The sequence below is a fragment of the Methylopila henanensis genome (assembly GCF_042681025.1).
Lineage (GTDB): Bacteria > Pseudomonadota > Alphaproteobacteria > Rhizobiales > Methylopilaceae > Methylopila > Methylopila henanensis.
In genome coordinates this window covers 20,338-43,254 of record NZ_JBHUER010000011.1, presented here as the reverse complement: position 1 = coordinate 43,254, position 22,917 = coordinate 20,338, and the positions used below count along the sequence as shown (strand labels likewise).

The window sequence follows — 22,917 nt, the reverse complement described above, 5'->3', positions numbered from 1 at the left end:
GCCGGCCAACGGCGGATTGCAGCAGGAGAAGTTTACGCCCCGACGGCCCCGAAACACCAGGCCAGCACGCCTTTCTGGGCGTGCAGGCGGTTCTCGGCCTCGTCGAACACCACCGACTGCGGGCCGTCGATGATCTCGTCGGTCACCTCTTCGCCGCGGTGCGCCGGCAGGCAGTGCAGGAAGATCGCGTCCGGCGCGGCCTTGCGCATGAGCGCGGCGTTGACCTGATACGGCTTCAGCAGGTTGTGGCGGCGCTCCCAGTCGCTGTCGCCCATGGACACCCAGCTGTCGGTGATGACCGCGTCGGCGCCGTCGACCGCCGTCTCGGGATCGCTTCCGACCCGGATGTCGGCGCCTTCGCCCCTCGCCCAGTCCAAGATGTCCGACCGCGGGCCGAGCTCGTCCGGCGTCGCGACGTTGAGGCGGAAGTCGAACCGCGCCGCCGCGTGCATCCAGGAGGCGAGCACGTTGTTGAAGTCGCCCGTCCAGGCGATGGTGCGGCCTGCGATGTCGCCCTTGCGCTCCTCGAAGGTGAGCAGGTCCGCCATCACCTGGCACGGGTGCGAGAGCTTGGTGAGCCCGTTGATCACCGGCACCGTGGCGTTGGCCGCGAGGTCGAGCAGCAGGTCGTGCCGGAGCGTGCGGATCATGATCGCGTCGACGAAGCGCGACAGCACCCGCGCCGTGTCCGCGATCGCCTCGCGCTCGCCGAGCTCGATCTCCTTGCCCGTGACCATCATCGGCTCGCCGCCGAGCTCCCGGATCCCGACGTCGAACGACATGCGGGTGCGCAGGGACGGCTGCTCGAACACCATGGCGACGACCTTGCCGGCGAGCGGCCTGTCGGCCGCGGCCGCCGGCGTCCGGCGCCGCTTCTTCATGGCGTGTCCGGAGTCGAGCATGGCCCGCAGCTCGGCCCGCGAGAAGTCGCAGAGGTCGAGAAAGTGCTTGGGGCCTGAGGCGCCCGAGCCGTTCCCGTGAACAGACGTCGTCATTCGGCGGCCCCCCGCGCGAGAGCAAGTCCCATGTCGCGCTCGACGCGATCGAGCGCGCGCTCGATCTTCGCGATCGCCTCGCCGATCTCGGCCTCGGTCACGATGAGCGGCGGCAGCAGGCGCACCACGTTGTCGCCGGCGCCCACGGTCAGCAGCCCCTCCGCGCGGAAGGCCGCGGCCACGTCTCCGTTCGGGATCGCGCAGCGCAGGCCCGTCAGCAGGCCCTCGCCGCGCACCTCGGTCACGATCGAACGGTGCGCGTCGACGACGCCCGCGAGCCGCTGCTTCAGCAACAGGCCCATGCGGCGCACATGGTCGAGGAAGCCCGGCTCCAGCACCACGTCGAGCACGGCGTTGCCGACCGCCATGGCGAGCGGATTGCCGCCGAAGGTCGAGCCGTGGACGCCCGCCGTCATGCCGTCGGCGGCCTCGCGGGTCGCAAGACAGGCGCCGAGCGGGAAGCCGCCGCCGATGCCCTTGGCGACCGCCATCACGTCCGGCGTCACGCCCGAGATCTCATGCGCGAACAGATGGCCAGTGCGGCCGACGCCGGTCTGGACCTCGTCCACCACCAGCAGCAGCCCATGCCGGTCGCACAGCTCGCGCAGGCCGCGCATGAAGGCGGGGGCTACGAGCCGCACCCCGCCCTCGCCCTGCAGCGGCTCGATCAGAACGCCCGCGGTCTCCGGGCCGATCGCAGCCTCGACCGCCGCGAGGTCGCCGAACGGCACCTGGTCGAAGCCCTCGACCTTGGGGCCGAAGCCTTCGAGATACTTGGCCTGGCCGCCGGCCGCGATGGTCGCGAGCGTGCGGCCGTGAAACGCGCCCTCGAAGGTGATCAGGCGGTAGCGCTCGGGCTGACCGTTGGCGTGGAAATGCTTGCGGGCGAGCTTGATCGACGCCTCAAGCGCCTCCGCGCCCGAATTGCAGAAGAACACGACGTCCGCGAAGCTCGCGTCCACCAGCCGCTGCGCCAGCCGCTCGCCCTCGGGAATCCGGTAGAGGTTCGAGACGTGCCAGAGCTTTTGCGCCTGCGCCGTCAGCGCCGCGACGAGATGCGGGTGGGAATGGCCGAGCGCGTTGACCGCCACGCCCGCCGCGAAGTCGAGGTAGCGGTCGCCGTCGGTCGTCACGAGCCAGCAGCCCTCGCCTCGCTCGAACGCGAGCTCCGACCGCGCGAAGACGGGGAGAAGCGGAGAGGCTGCGGGCGAGGACACGGACGGCGTCCCTTCGAACGGTCGTTGCGACGAAGTCCCGCCGGTCGCCCGGACGGGAGCGAAAAAAGAAAAAGAGCCGCCCAGCCGAGCGGCCCTTTGTTTGGGGCGGATAATATGGACGGGCCTCCCATTGTCAAATCACGCTGGCCGGGCAGGCTCTTGAGCGGTCCTCGGCCGCGAAGCTGTGGAGAGACGGTGGAAAACGCGGAGCGCAGGACTTGGGGAAAACCTCAGTGTTGCATTTCCGACTCTTGCCGCTGAGTCGCCCGGCGCGGTAGTTTAGATTTCGTTAAGCGCGGGCTTCGCGCTGACCACACAATTCCCGGCGAAGACGACGGCGGCGACGTCCGTGCGTGAATCCTCACGTGACGGCGAGCTTCTCGGATTCCGCCTCCAGAATATATGGAGACGCCGATGCAGTGGACCGACGAGCGCGTAGAGCTTCTGAAGAAGCTTTGGGCCGACGGCCTGAGCGCGAGCCAGATCGCGGCCGAACTCGGCGGCGTGACGCGCAACGCCGTGATCGGCAAGGTGCACCGCCTCGGCCTGTCCGGCCGCGCGAAGTCCGCGCCGAGCGCGGCGCCGCGGCTGCGCAAGCCGACGGCCGCTTCGCCGGCGCACCGCGTGTCCGCCCCGATGGCGGCCGCGGCCACGCGGGCGCCCCAGTCGGCGGCCTACGCCACCCGCGGCGCGACCGCGCTCGCCGCCGCCCCGGTGATGGAGGCGCGCACGATCGCCGCCCCCGCGCCCCGCGTCGTGCCGGTGCAGCTCGTCGAGACCCAGCCGATCGTCTGCGAGAACGTCACGATCATGGAGCTGCGCGAGAACATGTGCCGCTGGCCGCTGGGCGACCCCAGCCAGCCGGACTTCCGCTTCTGCGGCGGGCGCTGCACCCCCGGCCAGGCCTATTGCGCGCATCATGCGGCGATCGCCTACCAGCCGACCAACGACCGGCGCCGCGACCGCCGGCCGAACGTGCCGACGCACTGAGCCGTCCGAACCTGACGCGACGAAACGGCCGCCGGATCGCCTCCGGCGGCCGTTTCGCGTTTCAGACATCCTCAGGCCGCGTCGAGCGCCGCCTCGAGATCGGCGATCAGGTCACCGGCGTCCTCGAGCCCGACCGAGAGCCGCAGCATCGCGTCGGAAATGCCGAGCTCGGCGCGCGCCTCCGGCGACAGCCGCTGGTGCGTGGTGGTGGCGGGATGCGTCAGGATCGACTTGGCGTCGCCGAGATTGTTCGAAATCTTGACGATCTCCAGCGCGTTGCCGAAGCGGAACGCCGCTTCCTTGCCGCCGGCGATCTCGAAGGCGACGAGCGTGCCGCCGCCCTTCATCTGCTTTTTCACCAGATCGGCCTGCGGGTGGTCCGCCCGGCCGCAATAGGTCAGCTTCGCGATCTTGGGATGCGCCGCGAGATAGTCCGCGATCCGGCCCGCGCTCGCCTGCGCCCGCTCGACCCGGAGCGCCAGCGTCTCCAGGCCCTTGGCCAGCGTCCAGGCGTTGAACGGCGACATCGACGGGCCGGTCTGCCGCAGGAAGGTGTGCAGGTGGTCCATCACGAACTTCTCGGAGCCCAGCACCACGCCGCCGAGCACGCGGCCCTGGCCGTCGATGTGCTTGGTGGCGGAGTAGACGACGATGTCCGCGCCGAGCGTCAGCGGCTGCTGCAGGATCGGGGTCGCGAACACGTTGTCGACCACGAGCCGCGCCCCGGCCTCATGCGCGAGGTCGGCGATCGCCGCGATGTCGTAGACCTGCAGCGTCGGATTGGTCGGGCTTTCGAGGAACAGCACCTTGGTCGTGGGCCGGAGCGCGGCGCGCCACTGGGCGAGGTCGGCGCCGTCGACCAGCGTGCAGGCGATGCCGAAGCGCGGGCACAGGTCCTCCACCACGTAGCGGCAGGAGCCGAACAGCGCCTTCGCCGCCACCACGTGGTCGCCGGCGTTGAGCTGGCAGAGCATGGCGGCGGTGACGGCGGCCATGCCGCTCGCGGTGGCGCGCCCCGCCTCGGCGCCTTCCAGCGCGATCATGCGGCGCTCGAAGGTCGCGACCGTCGGATTGGAGAAGCGGGAGTAGATGAAGCCGGGATCGCGCCCGTCGAACCGCGCCTCGGCCGCCTCCATGGTGTCGTAGGAGAAGCCGGAGGTGAGGTAGAGCGCTTCCGACATCTCGCCGAAGCCGGAGCGGGCTTCGGCCTCGTGGATGAGGCGCGTGGCGGGCGCGACCTCGCGGTCGGCGGGCAGAGGGCGGCGGCTCATGGGATTGCGACCTTCCGAACAGGGCCGGCCGGGTCGCGGGAGGCGGCGCCCGGTCGTCGTCGGGGGCGCTTCGCGCGGTCCGGCCTTTTAGCGGGTTGTTTTAACGTGGCTGCAAGCCGGCCGGCCCAAGGAACCACGGGATGGAACGGTGGTAATCCCGGCGCCCGCTTGCGTCAACGCCCCGTTCGCGTAAACGAACGGAACGCGTGAACGGCCAGCATGGGGACCGCCCGCTTGGACACAACTGACGAGCCCTGCGGCGGCATCCTTCCGAGCCAGGCGATCGAGCGGCTGATCGCGGATGGCGCCATCGCGCTCGACCGGCCGGCCGCCGCCGACCAGGTGCAGCCCGCGAGCCTCGACCTCCGGCTCGGGACCAAGGTGCACCGGGTGCGCGCGAGCTTCCTGCCCGGTGCCGGCCGCACGGTCGCCGAGCGGCTGGAGGAGTTCACGCTCCACACCATCGACATCACGGCCGGCGCCGTGCTCGAGACCGGCTGCGTCTACATCGCGCCGCTGATGGAGCGGCTGGCGCTGCCGGCGGAGGTCGCGGCCGCGACCAACCCGAAGAGCTCGACGGGCCGGCTCGACGTCTTCACGCGCGTGATCGCCGACGGCGCGCGCTCCTTCGACCAGATCCCCGCGGGCTACGCCGGCCCGCTGTTCGCCGAGATCTCGCCCCGCACCTTTCCCGTGCTGGCGCGGCCGGGCTCGCGGCTGTCGCAGCTCCGCCTGCGCCGCGGCGAGCCGCGGCTCTCCGACGCCGAACTCGTCGCGCTGCAGCAGCGGGCGCGGCTCGTCGACGACGACGCGGCCGACGTGCGCGGCGGCGTCGCGGTGACGGTCGACCTCCTCGGCGACGGCCGCGGCCTCGTCGGCTGGCGGGCCAAGCGCCACACCGGGGTCGTCGATGTCGACCGCCCGGGCGCGCACGACGTCTCCGATTTCTGGGAGCCGATCCACGCCGGCCGCTCCGGCCTCGTGCTCGATCCCGGCCAGTTCTACATCCTCGCCTCGCGCGAGGCGGTGCAGGTGCCGCCCGACCACGCCGCCGAGATGACGCCGTTCGACCCGCTGGTCGGCGAGTTCCGCGTGCATTACGCCGGCTTCTTCGATCCGGGCTTCGGCCACGCCGAGGGCCGCGGCGCCGGCGCCCGCGCGGTGCTGGAGGTGCGCAGCCACGAGGTGCCCTTCATCCTGGAGCACGGCCAGACGGTCGGCCGCCTCGTCTACGAGCGCATGCTCGAGCGCCCGCGGACGCTCTACGGCGAACTCGCCACCTCGAACTACCAGGGCCAGGGCCTGAAGCTCTCCAAGCACTTCCGCGCGCCGTAAGCGCCATGGCGGCGGGCCGCAGCCGCGAGCGAGGCGATGATGCAGTATGCGCTCATCGCGGCCTGTGTTGGCTCCCCAACAGCTAGGGTCCGGACCAGTCCCCATCGTCGCGACCGTCCGGACCGAGCAAGCGCCAGTTACGAAACCCGCCACGCCAGCGTGCCGCCGGTCTTGCGGTATGTGCCATTAACCGGGACGCCCGCTGAGGCGGCTGCCGCGTCACTGGCGTAGGGGCCGGGGAAGACGCCTTCCAATGCTGCGGCCTTGACCTTGCCGACCGTGGTGATGTCGCCGGTCGTGGTCTTTATCGCCACGCGCACGTTTTGGTTTGCGCCCGTCTGCGTGATGGCCGTCGCAGACGAGCCGAAGGCGACCGTGTCCGCGTCCACAAGCTCGACATTGCGGCCGCCGAACACATGCGATCGGGCGCCGGAGAGAAACACGTTCAGGCTGCCGATGACCGTCGAAAAGGTCTGGGACACGAAGGCGGATACGGACGAGTAGATTCCGCTCGGCAGGTTGTTCTGCGGCGAGCCGCTGTTAAGCGTCGAGGAGAAGGAGCCGATGATGACCCCGCCGACGCGCGCGATCGTGTTGTCGGCGCCCCCGATGATCGCGCTCTGGCGCGTGGACGGCCCCCCGAGAGTGGCGTTCCTCGTCCCGCCGACAAAATTGTGCGTGGTGTTGGACCCGGTGTCCGTGATGGTCGATATGACGTTGGCCGACGCCACGAACGCGTTGTACTGGCCGTACACATAAAATCCTTCGACGGCCACGATGCAGTTTCCCGAACCATTGATCTGGCTCGGCAACTCGACGGTGTCCTCTTCTATCGACCATATCCGTCCGCGCGACGTGATCGCGGCGTTGTTGGAGCCCATGGCGACCTCGACCCCGCTGCAGGAGATGATCGAGTGACAGAACGTCGCGGTGTTAAAGTACGCATTCGGCTTCTGGGGCCAGACGGTGTGAGGGACGTTTCTTGCCACAAGCCAGCCGTTAGTGGTGAGCCACGCTTCTTGCGTGCTGTTCAGGCTTCGCTTGTGAATCGCCTGTCCAGGTTGCAGCACGATCGGAGCAGACTGGGTCTGGTAAGTGATCTGCGATCCGGCGGGAGGAAACGGTTGCGCGACGCCCGTATTGTTCGTGATGCGGTTGGTCGTGGTCAACCCCCATCGCGGAGTGACCTCCTCGTCCGTCAGAGCCGCCGGACCGCTCGTGCGGCACATCGTCGAGCCGACGATCAGGCTGCGCTCCGAGGCGGCTTCGCAAAAGCGACTGGAGATGATCGACGTCTGGGCCGGAGAGCTGACGTCCGAGGTCGTCGTCGCGAAGGTTCCGCACCCGTTGCCGAACACGCGGGCGTAATTGCTGGCGATGATCGCCATGAACGCTTCCGGCTGCGAACCGCCGTCCAAGTTCCTGCCTTCGCCGGAGAACCGTTCGGATGCGGCGACGAAGAAGCGGTGGGGCGTCCGCCCGGTTGGCTGGCTCAGATCACTTCTCGAAGAGATCACCGCGGGGTCGCTGAACGGCATCAGATAATCGACACCACCAGACGTCACCGTCCCGTTAATAAGTATTTTCGCATTGGGATCATACGTTGGCGCGACCGGAGGCGCAGATAAGGTGATTGTCGCACCTTCAAGGTCGACCAACTTTACTTCCGTCTGCGCATTGATCGCATTCCATGTCTGCTGGTCAGTAAATCCAGACTGCCTGAATTCCGAGAACGTAGGAATACTGCCCTGAAACCGCTCTTTTATGGTGCGGGCGACAGGACGGGTTGTAGGGATGGGCGTGTTCGGGACGTCGACCATGTCTTCTTGCTCCGTTGCTGTCGCGTTCAGGTTGCAGGCGACCAACATCGCAGGTTGACGACGCCTATCAAGCGACGATGCTCGGCGGAGCTTCGCGGTTGTCAGATCAGCGCTTCAAAAAATCTGGAGCGGCGTTATCCAGCCAATCCTCCATCACAGGCGACGCTTACGCGGCTGCCAACGCCGACCTCGCCTTATGTCGGATGGCGGACGGCGGCGAAGCGGCCGAGCTTGCGCGCCGAGACGTCACCTTGCGACCGCGCCAGCCCCGAACGCCGACACGATGACCCCCTTCAAGCGCACGCTCGTCCTCGTCCGCCACGGGCAGAGCGAAGACAACGCCCAGGACCTGTTTTCCGGACTGCGCGATCCGGCGCTGACTTCGCGCGGCGTCGAGGAGGCGCTCGCCGCCGGCCGTGAGCTTGGCCGTCTCGGCCTGCGCTTCACCCACGCCTTCACCAGCGCGCAGCGGCGCGCCCAGCAGACCATGGCGCTCATCCTGCAGGAGCTCGGCCAGAGCGATCTCGCGGTCCGGAAGGACGCGGCGCTGAACGAACGCGACTATGGCGCGCTCGCCGGGCTGAACAAGAGCCAGGCGCGGGAGCGCTTCAGCGCCGAGCAGGTCCGCGTCTGGCGCAAATCCTTCCACGCCGTGCCGCCGGGCGGCGAGAGCCTCGCCATGACGGCCGACCGCGTCTGGCCGTTCTACGAACGGGAGATCGCGCCCGCGGTCGCGGACGACGGATGCGCGCTGCTCGTCGGACACGGCAACGCCCTGCGCTCCATGCTCATGCGGCTCGACGGCATCGGGCCCGAGCGCATCGAGGACGTGAACATCGGAACGGCGCAGTTCATCGTCTACGCCATGGCCGGCGACGGCCGCCTCGCCAGGACCGAGCCGCAGCCAACGGCATAGCCGGCCGCGCCCGTCAGCGCCCCTGCGTCCTGAGCGCGGCGACCTCCGCTCGAAGCTTCCTCACCTCGGCCAGCACCTCCTCGAGCGAGGCCGGCGGCCGGCCGGTCTTCTCGATCCGCTCGGCCTCGTGCTCGGCCTGCATCGCGTTCACCACCACGCCGATGAACAGGTTGAACACGGTGAAGGACGACACGAGGATGAACAGGATGAAGAAGATCCACGAGTAGGGGTGCGTCTCCAGCAGCGGCCGCACCACCTCGCCGGACCAGCCGTCGAGCGTCACGAGCTGGAACAGGGTCAGCAGCGACAGGCCGAGCGTGCCGAAGCGGTCGGGCATGTCGGCGCCGAAGAGCTGCGTCGCCATCACGGCGAAGACATAGAGCACCAGCAGGAGCAGCAGCACGATCGAGCTCATGCCGGGAAGCGCGCCGACGAGCGCGCCCACGACCCGGCGCAGCGACGGGATCCGGGTGATGAGCCGGAACACCCTCAGCACGCGCAGCGCGCGCACCACCTGGAACGGCCCGCTCGCGGGCAGGAGCGCGATCCCGACCACGACGAGGTCGAACACCGACCACGGGTCGCGGAAGAAGGCCGCGCGCCGGGCGGCGAGCCGGAGCGCCAGCTCGACCACGAACACGGCGAGGATGGCCTGGTCGAGCGCGACCAGCGCCGGCCCGAACCGCGCCATGACCGATGGGCTGGTCTCGAGCCCGAGCGTGATCGCGTTGACGATGACGAGCGCCAGCACGACGCGCTCGGTGGCGGGATGTTCGACGAGGCGCGTGAGGGCGGACATCGGCGGCGTTCCGGGTCTCGGCGGCGGGATGTGGCGGAAAGCGGACGGCCGTTCCTCTCCGGCGCCGGCGGCCGCCCGTCAAGCGGCCCGCGGGCGGCTTCCGCTTTTCGCCCGCGGCGGAGCGCCCGCTGCGGACGGGACGGGGACGACGCGCGGCCGCCCCGCCTCCGGAACGCCGCGGCGGCCGGACGACGCGGTCCTCCAAAACCTGCGCGGCGCCTGCTTGTGCGGAGCCGGCCTCCCGTGTATTCAGCGCCGATCGACGGCTCGCCTTTTGCGGAGAGGTGCCAGAGTGGTCGATTGGGACGGTCTCGAAAACCGTTGTGCGGGCAACCGTACCGTGGGTTCGAATCCCACCCTCTCCGCCACTGCCCGGAACAAACGCTGAGTTCCGAGCAAGTCCCTGAGAAATCAACAGTCTCGTAACACCGGTGTGGTACACATGAGTGGTACACACGATGGCGTTGCACGTGATCCGGCCGACCAAACACCCCACGACGGGAATCTATCGCGTGCGGGGGCGCTACCCTGCCGAAATCGCCGCGATCTACGGCAAGACCGAATTCAAGGTCTCGCTCGGAACGCGCGACCCCGAGGTCGCGAAGGCCAAAGCTCCCGCCGTGCTCGCCGAGCTCGAAAAGAAATGGCGACAGGATAGCCTGGCCTTCGCGCTGTCCTGCGCCGAAGCGGCCGGCCTCGAGCCGATCGACCTCACCCGGCGTCAGGTCGAGGCTCTCGCCGGCGAGATTTACCTGGGGTTCGCAAAGGAACACGAGGACGACCCGGGCGAAGCCGTACGCTGGCAGGAGGGCCTGACACGTGATGCGCGGGCGCTGGCGACGCTAGGGCCCGGCATGAACGCCTGGCAGTTCCAGCAGCGCCGCTGGAGCCAGCGCATCAGCCGTCACCTCGAGGAGCGGGGCCTGACAATCAGCCTTGCGTCCCGGCAGGCGCTCGGATCAGCGGTGTTCAGCCACATGAAGGCGGCGCAGGCGCGGCTGCAGCGCAGGGCGGATGGCGACTTCAGTCCGGACGTATACGAAAAGCGCTTCCCAACCTGGGAGGCGCCGGCCGCAAAGCGCACGCTCGACGCCATCTTCGAGCCTTACGCGGACGAGGCCAAGCTTGCCGCGTCGTCACGGGCTCGATTCAAGTCGGTGATCCGCAAGTTGCTGGTCGAACATATCGGTCGGGACGACTTCGGAGCGATCACGACGGCCTCCCTTCTGAGCTGGAAGGACAAGCTTCTCGCCGAGGGTCTGTCGGCGCGCACCGTCCGCGACGTTCATCTGGCCGCGGTGAAAGCTGCCTGCTCCTGGGCTGTCGTTCAGAAGCGCCTCGCGACCAATCCTGCGCTTGGCGTGAAGGTGATCGTCAAGCACAAGCCCCAGTCTCGCTCGCAGAAGGGATTTAGCCTGGTCGAGGCCATGACCATCCTGACTGCGGCTTACTGCGTGGTGGATGAGGGGCGTCTGGCGCCTGACCGCTACGCCGCGCGACGTTGGACGCCCTGGATCTGCGCCTATACCGGAGCCCGCGTCAACGAGATCACGCAGTTGCGGGCGGAAGACATCATCGCCCAGAGCGACGAGCACACTGTCGATCCCGTCTGGATGATCCACATCACGCCGGAAGCGGGCTCAACTAAGAACGCTTGCGCTAGGGACGTGCCGATCCATAGCCATCTTATCGAGCAGGGGTTCCTCGCTTTCGTTCGGAGCGTAGGCACGGGCCCGCTCTTCTATGATCCTTCACGCGCGCGTGGTGGATCGCGCGCGCACCCGATTCACAAGAAAACCGGGGAACGCCTGGCCGCCTGGGTACGTGAACTCGGCGTCGACCATTCCGAACTCCAGCCCAATCATGGCTGGCGTCACCGGTTCAAGACGGTTTGCCTGACCCAGGCCATCGAAGAGATCGTCATCAATCGGATCATGGGTCACGCGGAAACGACCGAAGGCCGGAAATACGGCGATGTATGGCCGAGCGTCGCAAAGGCCGCGATCGAGAAACTGCCCCGCTACCAGATCGGCGCAGCGAGCCGACAGCCGCTCAAGACGCCGAGCCTCGCGCTGGTTGTCTAGGCGGCGCCGCACCGAACCATACCACCGTACCGAACCGTACCACCGTACCGAACCATACCGGATCAGGCAGCCTTAGCGGCCACGGAGAAGCCATGTCTGAAGAGATCGCCACATTCGAAAAGGTCAAAACAGCCATTGAACACTTGATGGCCTGCGACCGGGAGCCGTCGTTCACGAACATTCATGAGTTCATTGGCGGCGGCTCCAAACTCACGATCCTGAACCACCGCAAGACTGTGCTGGCGTTGCTCAAGGCGCCGATATCCACACCGCCCGCGATAGTGAGCGAGTTCGAGGCCGCGCGGGATCGCTGCGTCGTCATTATGCGCAACGCGCTGGAGGCCGACGCGCGACGCGAATGCAGCCAGCTCACCCGGTTGTGCGAAATGAGGGATAACGAGCTCGTAAAGGCCGAGCAGGAGCGGCTCGAGATCGAAGCGGCGCTGCAGTACGAGCAGTCGCGCCGTCTGGAGATGGAAAGAACCCTGACCGACCTGCGCCGAGACCACGAAGCCTTGAAAGCGGCCAAGCTGTCGCTCGACGAAGCGTTCGAGCATTCGCAGCTCGAAACACGAGCTGCTCGCATGGAAGCAGCGGCCACGTCTGAACGTCACGCGCGCGCGGTGGATGAACTGCAAAGAGCGAAGAGCGAGCACTCGCAAGCAGACCAGATCAATGCCGCGCTGCTGCGGATCGAGCAGATGATGCCGGCAGCCGCTCAGCTACTTCACCCTGCGTCTCCGTCCTAATCGACAGAAGTCATCTTGCTCTGACTGCTTAAGGGGTCGGGATGGACGGCAGCCGCTTCAACGACATCCAGCAGACATCGATCTAACTCGCGCTGATCTTGGCCGCATGCTAGCTGGACCGCTCTCACCGGCGGACGAAAGCCTAGTGTCATTGGATCGCAGGATTCTGCCAACCCGCTACCGCTGGTTGGCACCAGAAGCGGACGCGGATCGATTTCGACGTCAAGTCGCGCCGTGCGTCGAGATCTCCGCTGGGCGTTGGATCTCGACGCTTGGCCTCGCACGCGCGGTAGCAACCGCCTATTTGCTGGTCGCGACGTCGAACGCTTCCAGCGCGCGGGTCGAGTACACGAGAGCGGCGCCCGCGTTTAGGGCAACGGCGACGCCGAGCGCTTCGCCGACCTGTTCGCGGGTCGCTCCAGCCTTCAGGGCCTCGTTGCTATGGACCGAGATGCACCCGTCGCAGCGCGTCGTGACGGCAACCGCCAGTGCGATGAGCTGACGGGTCTTCTCGTCCAGGTGCGAGGTCTTCTTGCCTGCGCCGGACGCGGTTAGATAGCCCTCGACGGTGTCGGGCGAGAGCTCCGCTAGCTTGCCGACGTTCTTCATCAGGTGATCGCGGTTGGAGTTCCAGTCCATGTCCAAGCTCCTCGGAAAGACGGTCGACGCAGCTTGCATCAAACCTCGGCACCCAATACCTATCAACTAGTCGGTAGATTGATATTCGTCAAAAGGTTTGCGACTTTTGGCGGGCTCGTCGGGACGGGAGCGGTTTGTGGGGGACACGAGGACGAGGGTGCTGGAACAGGCCGAGACCCTTTTGCGGAGCAAAGGCTATTCGGGCTTCAGCTACGCCGATCTCGAGGAGGCCGTGGGGATCCGGAAGGCCAGCATCCATCATCATTTCCGGACGAAGGAAAAGCTCGCGCTCGCCTTGGTCGAGACCTACGACCGTCGCTACGACGATGCGCTGGACCGGATCCTCTTGGCCAGCGAAAGCGCGCTGGAACGCGTTGACGCCTACGGGCGGCTTTATCTGACCGGGCTTGAGCAGGGCCTTGGCTGTCTCTGCGCCGCCCTTGCGATCGAGAACGACACGCTGCCGGCCACCCTTCGCAAGAACGTCGCCGCGTTTTTCGCTAAGCATGTCGATTGGCTCAAGCAAGTCATCGCGGACGGAGTGGCCCGTGGCGAGGTCCGCGACCGGGTCGATCCCTCGGACTTTGCGAGAATGACAGTTGGAGCTCTTGAGGGCGCGTTACTGATGGAGCGGATGCTCATCGGCGCTGTCGGGTTCGAGGCGACGCTCCGCGCCATTCAAAGCGGCCTCGCGCATGATCGAGCTTAAGCATCTACGCTATCGGTCGACGCATGCACGGGATCACGCAACCGACGCTGACACGTACCCTTCAGCACCTCGAGCGCGATGATTTAGTTGTCCGCATGACTTCGAGGAGATCGTCCCCCACGTCGAATATGCCATTTCCGACACCGGCCTCGAGCTGCTCGTCTAGAGGGGGGCGGCCAGCGGTTATTCCCGCCAGCCGCCAGCAACCTTCTAGTTCGTGCCTTGGCCAGAGTAGGCTGAAAGATCTGATCCACGCCCGTCATAGAAGCCGTTGGCGTTGGGCATCACGACCTTTGGCAGGCTCTTTGCGTCCAGGACGATCTTGTCGTCGATGATCTTTCCCTGCTCAAGGATGTAGGCGCTGATCGCGTAGACCTCGTCTGGCGTAAGCGAACCGGGCTCGGTGAAGGGCATCGCCCGCCAGACGTAGTCGAACAAGGTCGAAGTGTAAGGCCAATAGCTTTCTACAGTCTTCAGCGGCTTCTCCGAGGATAGGCTGCCGCGCCCCCCGATCAGGGCCGGACCGCCCGTCGCAGGAACTCCTTGCAGCTTGTCGCCATGGCACATTGCGCATTTTTGGGCGAAGAGACCGGCTCCAACCTTTGCGGTGCCCGAACCTAGGGGCAAACCTTCGCCGTCAGGCTGGATAGCAAAGTACCGCGACAGCTCCTCGTTCGAGACCGGAGTCCCGTGGCCGCCGTCGGCTGCGAACGCCGCATTCGACAACGCGCAGGCGACAAGAGCGGAGGCGGCGATGAGCTTACGCATGCACATTGGTCACGCCTCCGTCGCTTGCGACCGCCCAGCTCTGGATCGCGTTGTAGTGGTAGACTGAATTGAGGCCGACGACCTTCACGAGCTCGTCACGCGTCGGCTGCGCCGCTCCTGTTTCATCCGTGCAGCGGCTCTGAAGGGTCGCTCCCGCTCCGTCCCAGATCCAGGGACACGAGAAGCGGACCGTGCACATCGGCTCCGGCGTGTTTTCGATGTTCGCCGGCCGCCAGCTCCTGCCGCCGTCGGCCGACACCTCGACCGACTTAACGCGCCCGTGACCCGACCACGCGATGCCGCGGATTTCGTAAGCGCCCGGGCGCGGAAGCATCATGTCGCCCGACGGAAAGGTGATGACGCTCTTCGGTGCCATTTGAAGCGTGAACAGCTTCGCGCGACCGTCCGGCATCAGGTCAGTGTATTTCGAGGTCTCCTCTTTAGTCATGAACGGGCGGTCGCTGACCTGAAGACGGCGAAGCCATTTGATGTGGGTGTTCCCCTCATAGCCCGGCAGCACGAGACGCAACGGGTAGCCCTGCTCGGGCCGGATGGCCTCGCCGTTCTGCCCATAGACAATCATCCCATCGGTCAGCATCTTTTCGAGCGGCACCGACCGGGTCATGACGGCGGCGTCGGCGCCTTCGCCTAGAACCCATTGGGCGTCCGGCTTGAGACCGACCTCGCGAGCAAGGGTTGAGAAGAGCACCCCAGTCCACTCCGACGTCGAAAGCAGGCCATGCGTGACCTGCACGTTCTTGGCGGTGGGTTTCTTCCATTCCGTCAGGGTATTGCCAGAGCATTCGATGAAATGCTTGCGCGTCACGGACGGCATGGCCTTGAGGTCCGCCATCGTGAACTTCTTGGCGACCCCGACATGGCCATGGACGATCAACTCATGCTTTGCCGGATCGATCGTCGGCACGCCGCCATGATGCCGCTCGAAGTGAAGACCGGACGGCGTCAGATTGCCTATCTGCGACGCGAGCGGCGTGAAGCTCCACGACGTGATAGGGCTCGGATTGGGGAAGATCGTTTTCACTTCGGTCTCGAACTGCGAGCGAAGCCCGTATCCGCCGTCGCTGAGCACGGCCCGCCCGAGTTCCTTCGTAGGATCTTCGGCGACCTCGTGGAACGCCGCTCCCGGCGGGGCTTTTTCCGCAGCGCGCGCGGCGACCGTCATGGCTCCGACGCCCAGAACAGCGCCCGCCGACAGCAGTAGCTTCCGTCGGTGCGTGTCGACATCGGAACGCATGCCTTCCCGGCAGGGGCAAGGCTCCGCCTCGCCTTCGCCGGACATCGATTGCCGCCCGCTTTGGGAAAAGCTCAATTTTTTGGCCATCCGGGCCTCCCAGAACGTGAGCCCCATCGGGCCCAGGTTGACTCTGTCGCTCACGCTTCCGCCTCTTCAACAAGACGGCGGCGCTTCGGCTTTGGTGGTTTGCGCGACGTTGCGCTTCGCCTGAGACCCGGCGTGGATTTCGCGGCGCCGTTCAGCGCTGGGCGGAGACGGCGCGACGACCGCCTCCCGCCATGACGCTCCGTGTTCAGCGCCCCGTCGTCACTCGGCGGCGACGCGTGTCTGCTCGTAGTCCGAGAAATTTGACGAGGTCGTGTTGTCCGCGACGCTTTCGAGGCCGGCGTAGGCGCCTTGGTATTGCGCCGCCGGATGGGTCTTCTCGACGCGGCCGTTAGGCGTGCCGAGCAGCTTTTCGCGGAACGTGCCTGGCTTATACGACGACTGCGCCCGGCCGCGCCGGCGCAGTTCCGGCACGACGTAGTCGATGAAGTCCGTCGTGGTGCCGGGCGTGATCGCGTAAGCGAGGTTGAAGCCGTCTATGCCGCCTTCGTCGACCCAGCGCTCGAGTTCGTCCGCGACCTTTTCGGGACCGCCGACCAGAACCGGTCCCAGACCGCCGATGGTCCGGTCCTTGATGACGTCCTGAACCGTCCACTTGTGGCTCTGCCCGTGGGTCAGGGACTCAAGCGTCGTGCGGAGGCTGTCATTGTCCATCGCCTCGAGCGGCTGCTCGGGGTCGTACTGGGAGAAATCGATTCCGGTCCAGCCGCCATAGAGGGCGAGCATGCCTTCGGAGCTCGAATAAGAGAGATACTCTTGGTACTTCCGCTCCGCCGCCTCGTCAGTTGCGCCGGTGATGACCGTCAGGAGCGTGAAGATCTTGATAGAGTCGCGGCTCCGGCCCTGCTTCTCGGCGAGATCTCGGATATCGCTCGTGACCTTCTTGGCCTGCTCGACGCTTGTGGTGAGAACGAACATGCCTTCCGCGTTGCCCGCGGCGAACTGCTTGCCCCGCCCCGAGGCGCCGGCTTGGAAAATGAACGGCGTCCGCTGGGGGCTCGGCTCGCAGAGGTGAAATCCTGGAACCTTAAAGTGCTTGCCCTGGTGGCGGATCGGGTGGACCTTGGCCGGGTCCGTGAAGACGCCGGTGTCCTTGTTGCGGTGGACGGCGCTGTCCTCCCACGACCCCTCCCAGAGCTTGTAGATCACCTCCATATATTCGTCGGCGATGTCGTAGCGGTCGTCATGGGAGATCTGCTTGTCCATGCCGACATTCAGCGCGGCGCTGTTCAGGTAGGACGACACGACGTTCCAGGCGATCCGACCCTTGGTCAGATGATCGAGGGTCGAAAGACGCCGAGCCAAGAGATATGGCGGCTCGTAGGTGATCGCGGCGGTGATGCCGAAACCGACATTGCTCGTCACGGCCGCCATTGCGGAAATCGCGCCGAACGGGTCGTTCACCGGCACCTGCGCCGCATCGCGAACCGCAGCCGCCGCGGTGCCGCGGTAGACGTCGTAGACGCCGACGACATCGGCGATGAACAGGCAGTCGAAGCAGCCGCGCTCCAACTCCTTCGCCATGTCCGTCCAGTATTCGATTGTGTTGTAGTTCCAGGCGCGGCTTGCCGGATGCCGCCAGGTGCCGGTCGACTGGTGACCGACGCAGGTCATGTCAAAGGCGCTCAAAAGAATTCGCTTGGCCATTTTATATTCCTCCCTTGTTTTTGATCAGTCTCGCTGAGGCGCTAGTGACGTCTTCCGACACTTATGTTTTTGCTTTAGCGCTTTCAGAAGCCCGGAAGCCGGTGCGCTAGGCAGCACATGCGGGGCGCTCACCGAGTCAGCGAAGCGAGCGGACGCCCCTTGTATAGACCGATCGGTACAAACATCCGCGCCGCGCGGTGTGCTGTCAAGCCCGCATCTCGATCAGCCGCCCTTTCGGGCGATCAGGTCTGCGGGATGAATCATTGGCTCGATCTCAAGCAACGGCGGGATTGTCGCAAAGATCTGTTCGGCGGCCTTCCCACTCAAATGAGCTTCCCGAGCATCAGCGCTGTCGAAAAGATCGACGAGAAATACGGTGTCCGGATCGGCGTTCGAATGCAGAACGAGCCACAATGGCGTGCCGCTCTCGGCTTCGACGTGCGGCAGGGCCGCGGCGATCAACCTCGCAACCTCGGCTCCCTGACCAATTTTCGCCTTGAACGGAATAATACCTGCGACAGTTTTCATGTCGGATTTCCTTCCGGTTAGTGCAACAAACTCCGCACATTGCGCAGTCTGCGGCAATAATTCATTCACGAAAAATTTGAAACTACCTTAGAGCGCTCAAAGTCGTATCGAACGACAGGCTCACGAGGTATCTGTCCCCGCACCAGCTCCGGTCGTTGAGGAAAGCGGCGCATTCTCGGCGCGATAGCGTCGTGTCCCAGTAGCGGACATCGAGGGTCATCGCCTTGTAGGTAAGGCCGGCGCCGAGGTTCCAAACGTAGTAGTCTGGGAAGTTGAAGCCTGTATCGTTCTTGCCGATCCAGCGTCGGCCGAATTCGCCCGATAAGTAACTCCCGACATCCGGATTGGACGTCAGGCTAGGAAGCTTAATTTTCGCGTTTCCAAGAAGATAAGCTTCTTTCACGCCCTGGTTGACGAAGTTGTCCGTCGCGCGGAGCAATGCTCCGACGGTCAACCAGTCATTGACTTGAAAGGTCGGACGGAAGTACGGCTCCCAGTAATCGATGTTGCCGTTGGTCTCTCCGGCGTACCAGAAGTAGATGACGCCCCCGTCCAGCGTCAGTCGATCCCAAGTGTGACGCACGCCGATGTAGGCGTCGACTTCGAGGGCCGGATTGGTCAGTCCTTTGGACTCGGGCAGTTTCAGGCTTGCGGCCCAAGCGCCAGCATAGAACCAGTCGAAGAGACGGACCTCTCCGTAGCCCTGGATGCCAGGCTTCCCGTCCGACTGAGCGACGCCTCGAGCGATGTACTGGCTTGCGAACGTCACGCCGAACGCCGCGTCGAAGTCGGGCTTCGTCAGTTGATAGCCGCTCTCGCCCAGATCACCGGCGGCCGCTGGAGCGCATGCTGCCAACCAGGCTATAGATGAAGCCTTTATTGCGTTTTTCATCTCGCGTTTCCCCGATGTAGTCATGTTCGTCGGCGTGAATGCTGCGACGTATGCGAGTTTCGTCTTGGATCAGCAGACGAATTGGACGCTCAGCGCTGAGCGCAAGTCTCATTGTCTATACGTAACGTTCGGTACATTGCTGGAGGTAAAAGCTGCTACTTGCTTGACTGGACAGGTCCGCGGAATCCCGTTGAGAACGCGGGCAGAGCGTCGTTTGCGGCTGGCTACAGCTTCAACGGAGTGGTGCTGAGCGGTAAGATGTTGGTCAGGGCGCTTTTCACAGATCGATCATAGAGTTCGATACATGCCGCCGCGTCACGGATGTCCGTCGCCATCTGCTCGCACAGGGCTTCAATCGACGGAAACACCTGCTCGGGTCGGAGCTTCTCGATGAACTCGACCCTAAGCGTCTGTCCATAGAGATCGCCGTCGAACCTGAAGAGATGAACTTCGAGCAGCGGCGCGCCGTCATCGAATTGCGGGCGGGTTCCGAAGCTCGCCACGCCGGCCAGAACGCGCCGGCCGACGAGTGTGCGTACCGCATAGACCCCATGCCCTAGTCGTGTCTCTGAAGGCAGTCGGATGTTCGCCGTCGGCACGCCAAGCTCCCGCCCGCGCTTGTCGCCGTGGCACACGACGCCTTCCACAAGCCAATGCCGGCCAAGTAGCTTGCTCGCCCCCGAGACATCGCCGGCGTCGAGGAGGTCCAGAACTTTTCCAGCCTGGACTCTTGCATGGTCAGGTCTAGCCGGAACAACGTGCAAGCTGACCCCTTGAACCGGCGTTACGCGAGCAAGGGTTGCCGGCGTCACGGCTTCGGCCAACATGAGATCGAGCCGAGCATCCACGATGACGCCGCTCGCGCCGAAGCGGCCAATGACGATTTCCTCGACGAACGCTTGGCAGTCCATCTCCGAGAGCTCGTCGTCGACGGCCAGCGTGACCACACCGCTTGCTCCCGCGTCGATCAAAAGCCGAGCCTTCTCTTCGTCGTCAATGAGCAGCCGTCCTGCAACCTGCTCTTCGTCATGGACGCTCCGAATGATGAGAACCACCACGCGGGATCGCGCCGCGCGGGCTAGGCGGAAGGCGTATTCGAGCGTGCGGGCATGTTCGCGGTGGACACCGGCAAAAGCACCGATCACCAGATATGAGTGCCTCAGCCACTGTGGGAGCGCCGGCGAGGCAGCCGCCGCGCTTTTGTATCCCGACTCCGAGAAAAGCTGATGTTCGCCGCCGCCGTCCATAGATCCCGGAAGTTCAACGACCCGGCACGACGTGGACTTGTCCACACGCTTGCCGCGACGAAGACGGTTGGAGGCGATCGGCGCAGCCGCGTCCTCGGCCTGGCCGATAGAAAGCCTCTCAAGCGACGTCATCCCAGCCTCCCGCCGTTTGCTGGCCTTTCCAGAGATACGGCTCGTCGAACCCGACGCCGAAGACCAGAGGAAGAACAAGTGACCAATTCACGCCCATATAGGCGTAGGTAAGAAGTTCTTCTGTGCTGCTGAACACCACTCCGACGAGCTTTACCAGTGCTGAGGCGACGATAACATCGAGGGTGAGATAGAATATGCAAGCCACGAGGCCGCCCCACGGCATCCGAATATGCGTGAACGGCCAATTATACGTCATGATTGGCAGCGCGTAGTTGATAGAGGTCGCCACCATGAAGCAAACGAGCCACGTATTGTCGGGCGTGAAATGCCCCATCGACCAGAATGAGGAGATCGGCGAGGATTCTGGGATCCAGTAGCCGGTCAACACCGACAACTCCACGCAGCCGGCCACGGTAGCGAACAGGATCGCAAGGATCGCGAACGCTCGGCCCGGCTGCTTCATGCCGCGCGTCAGGTATGTCAGCGTTCCGGTCGAAAGGCCGACCAGGAGGAACGGGAACCACCAGGCCGGCACCCAGACGATCGCGGAATGGGTCACCAGAAACGTGCAACCGGTGATCAGCAGCAGAAGCAAGGCGAACTGCCTTGCAGGCGCCATTCCGACGACCAGCCAGTTCGCTCCGGCAAAGCAGAACAGCGCCAGGAAGAACCAGGTGGTGCCCACGAGCGGGAAGATGCCGCTTGTCCCCGGCCCGACCTGGATGATCAGCGTCGCGCTCAGCCAGCCAAGGACCCAGGACACAAGCGTGACCACCAGTCCTCGCGTGAAGCGGTTTGCGATCCCAGAGAACGGCCACAGCCCACAGACCGCGAACAGGCAGGCCCACCACGCCGCGAAGATCTGCCAGCTGACGTTGTCGAGCCAGAAAGACTTCGCGATCTCCGCTCCACGCCACGGGCCGATCGGGTAATTCGTGACCAGCAGGTTCACGGCGAAGCATGACAGAACCGTCAGCGAGTAGACCAGAAACAAGCCGCGCGCCGCCCTAAAAGGGCGAAAGGGTGCGATTGCGACGGACATCGCATTGTCTCCGAATAGGATTTTCGCTTGAAGTCGCCCTTCTTGCACGAAGGGCGAAAAACAGGTTTGCGCTTACAGCGTTGCTGCGCGAGCGTAACCTGCATCCTGGTAGATTAGAGGCATGCTTTCGGCGGCCCCGCCATCGACAACCCGGCCGATGAATATCGTGTGGGTGCCGACATCATATTGTTCCGCGATTTGGCACTCTATGAAGGCGGCCGCCCCTTGAATGACCGGCACGCCGTTCGGGCTGACAGCGTGATTGACCTGCGCGAATTGCTCTGACGACTTGCTAGCGAACAGGTTTGCAAGTTCGACCTGATGGTCTGCCAGAATATTGACGGCGAACGCGCCCTTTTTATCGATGTGAGGGTGCGTCCGTGCCGAACGGTTCACGACGATGAGAATCGTCGGCGGCTCCGCGCAAACGCTGCAAACCGCCGTCGCCGTAAACCCATAGAGAGACCCTTGACCCTCGGTCGTGATCACGGTGACGCTGCCCGCGAGCTTTCGCATCACGCCACGAAATGTATTAACGTCGACCACCTCCTGAGGCGGCGGCGTCTCGACTGCCTCGTGAAATTTGCCATCGTGCATTGTCATTGCGCTTCCTTTCCAGAAACTGCGATACTTTATGTTTATTTTCGCGCCAGAAGTGAGGACGGCATCTGACCAACGATATTGAGCCCGAAGCCGTCTAAACCTACGAAGTTCTGATCTCGATCCGAAATGATCACCATGTCGGTGACGCCCAGATCGACGAGGATCTGCGCGCCGACGCCGTATTCCCGAAGGGACCGGCCTGGCCGAGCATGGGGGCTGCCGTTCTTGATGCGCTCGGAAAGGGCGTCGCGGCGAGGATCGTTGATGATTACGATGACGCCCCGGCTCTGGCGCGTGATCTTGTTCATGGCCCCCTCGAGAGCGCGGCTGCTGCGCCCGAGCAACGTGTCCCCGATCGGGTCCGCCATATGAATGCAGACCGGAACCGGATCAGGCCGCGCCAGGTCGCCTTTAGCGAGCACGATGTGTTCTCCCCCTTCGACGGTGTCGCGGTAGATCATCATCCGCCACTCGCCGAAGGCGGGGTGATGGAGCCCGGAGGACACAACGAGCTCGACTAGGCGCTCCGTCCGCAGTCGGTACGCGATCAGATCGGCGATGGTTCCGAGCTTCAGCTTGTGCTGGTGAGCAAACTTCAGAAGCTGGGGCAGCCTCGACATCGACCCGTCTTCGTTCATGATTTCGCAGATCACGCCCGAAGGGTTGAGGCCTGCGATCCGAGCGACGTCGACGGCAGCCTCCGTGTGGCCGGCACGAATGAGGGTGCCGCCCTCGCGGGCGATCAGCGGGAAAATATGACCGGGGGTGACAATGTCGTTTGCAGTCGACTCGGCGTTGATCGCCACCGCGATCGTCCTAGCGCGATCTGCGGCGGAGATGCCGGTCGTCACGCCTGACCGGGCTTCGATCGAAAGCGTAAAGGCGGTCTGGTAGCGCGACGCGGCGTTCGATTGCGCCATGGGCGACAAATGGAGGTGGGAGACCCGCTGCTGCGTGAGCGCGAGACAGATCAGACCGCGAGCGTTGCGCGCCATGAAGTTGACCGCCTCCGCCGTCGCGAACTGCGCGGGGATGACGATGTCTCCCTCGTTCTCGCGATCCTCGTCGTCCACGAGAATGAACGGGCGGCCGGCGCGTGCTTCGTCGATGATTTCCTGGGCGCTGTTGAGCCGCAGCCTCTCTGGAATAACAGGCATGTAGTTCATCAACTTGA

21 protein-coding genes, 1 tRNA gene and 1 riboswitch are annotated in these 22,917 nt (G+C 64.9%); of the genes, 7 read left to right on the top strand and 15 right to left on the bottom strand.

The window, feature by feature from the left end; all coding sequences use genetic code 11:
- Nucleotides 1-32: 32 nt before the first annotated feature.
- A complete protein-coding gene (gene argF, locus ACFSCV_RS17150) occupies nt 33-995 on the bottom strand; it encodes an ornithine carbamoyltransferase (RefSeq protein ID WP_378800803.1) in 963 nt (320 codons plus the stop codon).
- Nucleotides 992-2,212, bottom strand: coding sequence for an aspartate aminotransferase family protein (locus ACFSCV_RS17145; RefSeq protein ID WP_378800802.1), 1,221 nt, complete (start codon nt 2,210-2,212; stop codon nt 992-994). The genes argF and ACFSCV_RS17145 overlap by 4 nt, the downstream gene beginning before the upstream one ends.
- Before the next feature lie 414 nt (nt 2,213-2,626).
- Here ACFSCV_RS17145 and ACFSCV_RS17140 point away from each other — a divergent pair, with 414 nt between their 5' ends.
- Nucleotides 2,627-3,202: a GcrA family cell cycle regulator gene (locus tag ACFSCV_RS17140; RefSeq protein ID WP_378800801.1), complete on the top strand. Its 576-nt coding sequence runs from the start codon at nt 2,627-2,629 to the stop codon at nt 3,200-3,202.
- Nucleotides 3,203-3,273: 71 nt separating this feature from the next.
- Here ACFSCV_RS17140 and ACFSCV_RS17135 read toward each other — a convergent pair whose 3' ends face one another.
- Entirely contained in the window at nt 3,274-4,473 is a 1,200-nt protein-coding gene (locus ACFSCV_RS17135) for an O-succinylhomoserine sulfhydrylase (RefSeq protein WP_378800799.1), read from the bottom strand.
- Between the two features lie 67 nt (nt 4,474-4,540).
- Nucleotides 4,541-4,620, bottom strand: a riboswitch (SAM riboswitch).
- Nucleotides 4,621-4,692: 72 nt separating this feature from the next.
- Between ACFSCV_RS17135 and ACFSCV_RS17130 the strand changes: the two genes are divergently transcribed.
- On the top strand, nt 4,693-5,808 hold the full coding sequence (locus ACFSCV_RS17130; RefSeq protein WP_378800798.1) for a 2'-deoxycytidine 5'-triphosphate deaminase: 1,116 nt from the start codon (nt 4,693-4,695) through the stop codon (nt 5,806-5,808).
- Between the two features lie 137 nt (nt 5,809-5,945).
- Here ACFSCV_RS17130 and ACFSCV_RS17125 read toward each other — a convergent pair whose 3' ends face one another.
- Entirely contained in the window at nt 5,946-7,628 is a 1,683-nt protein-coding gene (locus ACFSCV_RS17125) for a hypothetical protein (RefSeq protein WP_378800797.1), read from the bottom strand.
- 283 nt (nt 7,629-7,911) lie between these two features.
- Here ACFSCV_RS17125 and ACFSCV_RS17120 point away from each other — a divergent pair, with 283 nt between their 5' ends.
- Entirely contained in the window at nt 7,912-8,544 is a 633-nt protein-coding gene (locus tag ACFSCV_RS17120; RefSeq protein ID WP_378800796.1) for a 2,3-bisphosphoglycerate-dependent phosphoglycerate mutase, read from the top strand.
- A 13-nt stretch (nt 8,545-8,557) separates the two neighbouring features.
- On the opposite strand, the gene ACFSCV_RS17115 is transcribed toward ACFSCV_RS17120, so the two are convergent.
- The gene (locus ACFSCV_RS17115; RefSeq protein WP_378800795.1) at nt 8,558-9,343 is read right to left on the bottom strand and encodes an ion transporter; all 786 of its coding nucleotides are present in this window, start codon (nt 9,341-9,343) and stop codon (nt 8,558-8,560) included.
- A gap of 278 nt (nt 9,344-9,621) precedes the next feature.
- Between ACFSCV_RS17115 and ACFSCV_RS17110 the strand changes: the two genes are divergently transcribed.
- The 3 genes from ACFSCV_RS17110 to ACFSCV_RS17100 all read left to right on the top strand — a co-directional run bounded on the left by ACFSCV_RS17110 (nt 9,622) and on the right by ACFSCV_RS17100 (nt 12,176).
- Nucleotides 9,622-9,711 (top strand) — tRNA-Ser (locus ACFSCV_RS17110).
- Between the two features lie 90 nt (nt 9,712-9,801).
- Entirely contained in the window at nt 9,802-11,427 is a 1,626-nt protein-coding gene (locus tag ACFSCV_RS17105) for a DUF6538 domain-containing protein (protein WP_378800794.1), read from the top strand.
- 92 nt (nt 11,428-11,519) lie between these two features.
- Nucleotides 11,520-12,176 carry a hypothetical protein gene (locus ACFSCV_RS17100; RefSeq protein WP_378800793.1) on the top strand — a complete coding sequence of 219 codons (657 nt, stop codon included), beginning with the start codon at nt 11,520-11,522 and terminating at the stop codon, nt 12,174-12,176.
- Between the two features lie 300 nt (nt 12,177-12,476).
- Here ACFSCV_RS17100 and ACFSCV_RS17095 read toward each other — a convergent pair whose 3' ends face one another.
- Entirely contained in the window at nt 12,477-12,815 is a 339-nt protein-coding gene (locus ACFSCV_RS17095) for a carboxymuconolactone decarboxylase family protein (protein ID WP_378800792.1), read from the bottom strand.
- Between the two features lie 136 nt (nt 12,816-12,951).
- Between ACFSCV_RS17095 and ACFSCV_RS17090 the strand changes: the two genes are divergently transcribed.
- A complete protein-coding gene (locus tag ACFSCV_RS17090) occupies nt 12,952-13,524 on the top strand; it encodes a TetR/AcrR family transcriptional regulator (protein WP_378800791.1) in 573 nt (190 codons plus the stop codon).
- 210 nt (nt 13,525-13,734) lie between these two features.
- Here the strand turns inward: ACFSCV_RS17090 and ACFSCV_RS17085 are convergent, their stop codons facing one another.
- The 9 genes from ACFSCV_RS17085 to ribB all read right to left on the bottom strand — a co-directional run bounded on the left by ACFSCV_RS17085 (nt 13,735) and on the right by ribB (nt 22,909).
- Nucleotides 13,735-14,292, bottom strand: coding sequence for a c-type cytochrome (locus tag ACFSCV_RS17085; protein WP_378800790.1), 558 nt, complete (start codon nt 14,290-14,292; stop codon nt 13,735-13,737).
- Nucleotides 14,285-15,547: a sulfite dehydrogenase gene (gene soxC, locus ACFSCV_RS17080; protein WP_378800923.1), complete on the bottom strand. Its 1,263-nt coding sequence runs from the start codon at nt 15,545-15,547 to the stop codon at nt 14,285-14,287. The genes ACFSCV_RS17085 and soxC overlap by 8 nt, the downstream gene beginning before the upstream one ends.
- Before the next feature lie 306 nt (nt 15,548-15,853).
- Nucleotides 15,854-17,299 (bottom strand): LLM class flavin-dependent oxidoreductase, encoded by a 1,446-nt coding sequence (locus ACFSCV_RS17075; RefSeq protein ID WP_378800789.1) that lies wholly within the window; start codon nt 17,297-17,299, stop codon nt 15,854-15,856.
- Nucleotides 17,300-17,521: 222 nt separating this feature from the next.
- Complete coding sequence (locus ACFSCV_RS17070) at nt 17,522-17,827, bottom strand: putative quinol monooxygenase (protein ID WP_378800788.1); 306 nt, start codon at nt 17,825-17,827, stop codon at nt 17,522-17,524.
- 82 nt (nt 17,828-17,909) lie between these two features.
- Nucleotides 17,910-18,719, bottom strand: coding sequence for a TorF family putative porin (locus ACFSCV_RS17065; protein ID WP_378800787.1), 810 nt, complete (start codon nt 18,717-18,719; stop codon nt 17,910-17,912).
- A 224-nt stretch (nt 18,720-18,943) separates the two neighbouring features.
- Complete coding sequence (locus ACFSCV_RS17060; protein ID WP_378800786.1) at nt 18,944-20,098, bottom strand: riboflavin kinase; 1,155 nt, start codon at nt 20,096-20,098, stop codon at nt 18,944-18,946.
- The gene (locus ACFSCV_RS17055; protein ID WP_378800785.1) at nt 20,085-21,140 is read right to left on the bottom strand and encodes a hypothetical protein; all 1,056 of its coding nucleotides are present in this window, start codon (nt 21,138-21,140) and stop codon (nt 20,085-20,087) included. Before ACFSCV_RS17055 ends, ACFSCV_RS17060 begins: the two co-directional genes overlap by 14 nt.
- A gap of 72 nt (nt 21,141-21,212) precedes the next feature.
- Entirely contained in the window at nt 21,213-21,743 is a 531-nt protein-coding gene (locus ACFSCV_RS17050; RefSeq protein ID WP_378800784.1) for a flavin reductase family protein, read from the bottom strand.
- 35 nt (nt 21,744-21,778) lie between these two features.
- Nucleotides 21,779-22,909 carry a 3,4-dihydroxy-2-butanone-4-phosphate synthase gene (gene ribB, locus ACFSCV_RS17045; protein WP_378800783.1) on the bottom strand — a complete coding sequence of 377 codons (1,131 nt, stop codon included), beginning with the start codon at nt 22,907-22,909 and terminating at the stop codon, nt 21,779-21,781.
- Between the last annotated feature and the right edge of the window lie 8 nt (nt 22,910-22,917).